Annotated in this window: 3 protein-coding genes; all 3 read right to left on the bottom strand. The window is 64.6% G+C overall.

What is annotated here, in order from left to right; translation table 11 throughout:
* Positions 1-104: 104 nt before the first annotated feature.
* Positions 105-827, bottom strand: a complete 723-nt coding sequence (locus tag NKI10_RS30745) for a class I SAM-dependent methyltransferase (protein WP_352862605.1) — start codon at positions 825-827, stop codon at positions 105-107.
* The gene (locus tag NKI10_RS30750; RefSeq protein ID WP_031251085.1) at positions 824-2,122 is read right to left on the bottom strand and encodes a BtaA family protein; all 1,299 of its coding nucleotides are present in this window, start codon (positions 2,120-2,122) and stop codon (positions 824-826) included. Before NKI10_RS30750 ends, NKI10_RS30745 begins: the two co-directional genes overlap by 4 nt.
* A 31-nt stretch (positions 2,123-2,153) precedes the next feature.
* The coding region (locus NKI10_RS30755) for a hydantoinase B/oxoprolinase family protein (protein WP_352862606.1) at positions 2,154-3,405 on the bottom strand (1,252 nt) is incomplete at its 5' end.

Raw genomic sequence — 3,405 nt, forward strand, 5'->3', positions numbered from 1 at the left:
CCGGGGCTTTTTGGTGGGCGGGCCCCTGGGTCTCGCCGGCCCTTTCCCCCTATTCCCCCCCCTTTTTTGGGGGGGGGGGGGCGCCCCGGCCGGGGGGGGGGGGCCTAGCGTTTCACCCCCACCCGCGCCTTCGGCGCGACCTCCCCCATCGAGGGGGAGGTGAGGTCGTGCGACTCGATCACCGCCAGCCAGGCATAGCCGCGATAAAGCGTGCGGAAACGGAAGCTTGCGCCGGTTCGCCGAGATTCCGATTCCAGGACTTCACGCAGAGATTCACGTGGCGCGACGTGGAATTTTTTGAGCCAGCCGCGCAGCAATGTCCGGAACCAGTTGGGCAAGCCTTCCTGCTGGCCGAAATCGACGACATGCAGCGAGCCGCCGGGTGCGAGTGCCGCAAGGGCTGCTGAAACCGTCTTTTCCCAGCCGGGGATCATCGACAGCGAATAGGACACGAAGATGCGGTCGAAGCGCTCGATGCCGAACAGCGTCTTGGCGTCGAAATCGGTGGCGTCGCCGCGCGCCAGCACGACGCGGCCGGACAGGCCGTCGCGGCCGATCGCCTTGCCGGCGGTCTCCAGCATCTCGGCCGAGATGTCGAGGCCGTAGAGGCGGGCGTCGGGATAGCGGCGGGCGGCAAGCGCGATGTTGCGGCCGGTGCCGCAGCCAAGTTCGAGCACTCTGCCATTCGCCGGCACATCCAGCCCGGATATCATCTGGTCGCGGCCGAGCAGGTAATATTTGCGAGTCAGGTCGTAGATGTGGCGCTGCCAGCGATAGACGCCGTCCATCAGTTCGGCATGGTCGGCCGGCAGCTCGCTCGCGCTCATGCCGCGCGCTTCACATAGAGGTGGAAGCCGCCATAGATGGCCGAGCGGTCGCGGGCCGAACAGTCGCGCGAGGCCTCGTCCTCGTAGGTCCACTGGTCGAGCAGCGAGATCGAGACGCGGCCCGGCAGCAGGCTGGGCTCGGCGGCGGTACGGAAGATGACTCGGGCGCCGACCGAGGCGGTGCGGGTGATCTCCGACCAAAGGGCATTGAGCTGGTCGTTCGTCATCCAGTCCTGCGCGTCGAGCAGGACGAAACGGTCGACGGTGCCTGCGTCCTTGCCGGCCAGAAATTCGATCAGATTGGCGTGGTGGATGCCGACGCGATCGACATTGTTGCGGATCGCCTTGTAGTTGGCCTCTTCTAGATAGGCGGGCAGGGCGGCCTCACCCGGATTGGGATAGCGACGGGCGAAGGCTTGCCAAGCGAAGTAGTTGTTCTTCAGCGGAAAATCGCAAGCGAGCTTTTCCAGCCGGGCCTTCAGCACGCTGGCCATCGAACCATCGCCCGAGGTGATCAGCGAATCGTACTGCGCCGGCGGAATGCCGAGGCCGAACAGCGAAGCCTTGCGCGAGGTAGCCCAGCGCAACAGCTTCTTGTCGAAGACCGGCGCCAGCTCTTCGTTGAAGAAGCGGCGCTGGTCGGCGAGGCTCTTCGACGCCATGATACCGGCGGGATCGACGCCGAAGAATTTGGCGATGCGGTGGCCCATGGCGATGAACAGGCCGAGCAGGCCGGTCTGGTAGAAATTGCGGTCGAAGACGGTGATGCGCCGGCGGCCGCGCCAGCTGCGACGCTCCCAATAGTGGCGGCTGACCGGGTCGAGATGCGGCGCGATGAAGCGGTCATAGGCTTGCGAATTGTGGTTGGTGTCGGCGGCGCCGAAGAAACGGAACAGATCGCCCTGCGAGGGCAGATGCCGCACCGCCTCCAGCTTCATCCGGTTCAAGGCGATGTGGGCGGCGTTGAGGTCGACCGCATCGACGCGTTCAGGCGAGCGGGTGAGGTAGGCGAGGATGTTGCAGCCGCCCGACGCTATGGTGACGAGGCGGTGGCCCTGGCCAAGCTGCATGGCCTCCATGTCGACTTCAGGGTCTTCCCAGATCTGCGGATAGACAAGGCCGGAAAACAGCAGCGCAAACAGTCGTTCGGAAAGGCCGGCCTGCGAAAGCGGGCGGTTCTGGTAGACGGCTTTTCCAACTTCCTTGCCGCGGCGAAAAACGAGATCCGAGGAGACGTCCGTCATGGCAAAGTGATTCCCCATTTGCTTTGCCGCAAGCGGGTAACTCAGGGGCATGACAGGCGGGTGACAGCCTGTTGACGCGAGTTCAGGCCTTGCCAAACCCGCCCGGCGTCGGCGTCGTCAGGATGACGGCGTCGCCGGCGTCGAGCACGGTCTGGTCGCAGGCCTTCAGCGTCTCGACGCTGCCGTCCTGGCGGCGGACCTTGGTCGAGCCGACCTCGCCGTCACCGCCGCCATCAAGGCCTTGCGGCGGGCGGTTGCGGTGCGAGGACAGGATGGCGCATTCCATCTTTTCGAGGAAACGGATCGTCCGCCTGGTGCCGTCACCGGCATCCCATTTGCCTTTGCCGCCGGAGCCTTCGCGAATGTGAAAATCCTCGAGCAGCACGGGAAAGCGCAATTCCAGCACCTCCGGGTCGGTCAGGCGCGAATTGGTCATGTGGGTGTGGACGCCGGATGTGCCGGCAAAGCCGCGGCCGGAGTTCATCCGGCCTGCCGGTGAACCGGAGCAGATCGTCTCGTAATACTGGTACTGCTTGTTGCCGAAGGTCAGGTTGTTCATCGTGCCTTGCGCATTGGCCATGGCGCCCATGGCTCCGAACAGCGCGTTGGTGACATGCTGCGAGGTCTCGACATTGCCGGCGACGACTGCTGCGGGGTAGGCCGGCTTCAGCATCGAGCCGTCGGGGATGATGATGTTGATGGGCCTGAGGCACCCGGCATTCATCGGGATCATGTCCTCGACCATGACGCGGAAGGCATAGAGCACGGCGGCGCGGGCGACGGGCTCGGGCGCGTTGAAATTGTTCTTCATGACAGGCGAGGTGCCGGTGAAGTCCACGGTCGCCTCGCGCTTTTGCCGATCGACGGTTATCTTCACCTTGATCACCTGGCCGGTGTCGGTCGGGTATTCGTACTCGGAACTATCTGGCAGTCGCTCCAGCACGCGGCGCACGCTTTCGGCGGCGTTGTCCTGGACATGGCCCATATAGGCTTCGACGACGTCGAGACCGAAATGGGTGACCATCTTGCGCAATTCCGCCACGCCCTTTTCGTTCGCGGCGATCTGCGCCTTTAGGTCGGCGATGTTCTGATGCGGGTTGCGGGCGGGATAGGGGTGGTCGGTGAGCAGCGTTTGCAACTCCGTCTCGCGGAATTTTCCACGATCGACGACGCGGAAATTGTCGAACAGCACGCCTTCCTCGTCGACCGTGGTGGCAAGCGGCGTCATCGAGCCCGGTGCCGTGCCGCCGATGTCGGCATGGTGGCCGCGCGAGGCTACGTAGAAGATTACTTCCTCCCCCCTTAGGGGGAGGTGGCGGCGGAGCCGCCGGAGG

The sequence above is a fragment of the Mesorhizobium sp. M0802 genome (genome assembly GCF_040320115.1).
Taxonomy (GTDB): Bacteria; Pseudomonadota; Alphaproteobacteria; order Rhizobiales; family Rhizobiaceae; genus Mesorhizobium.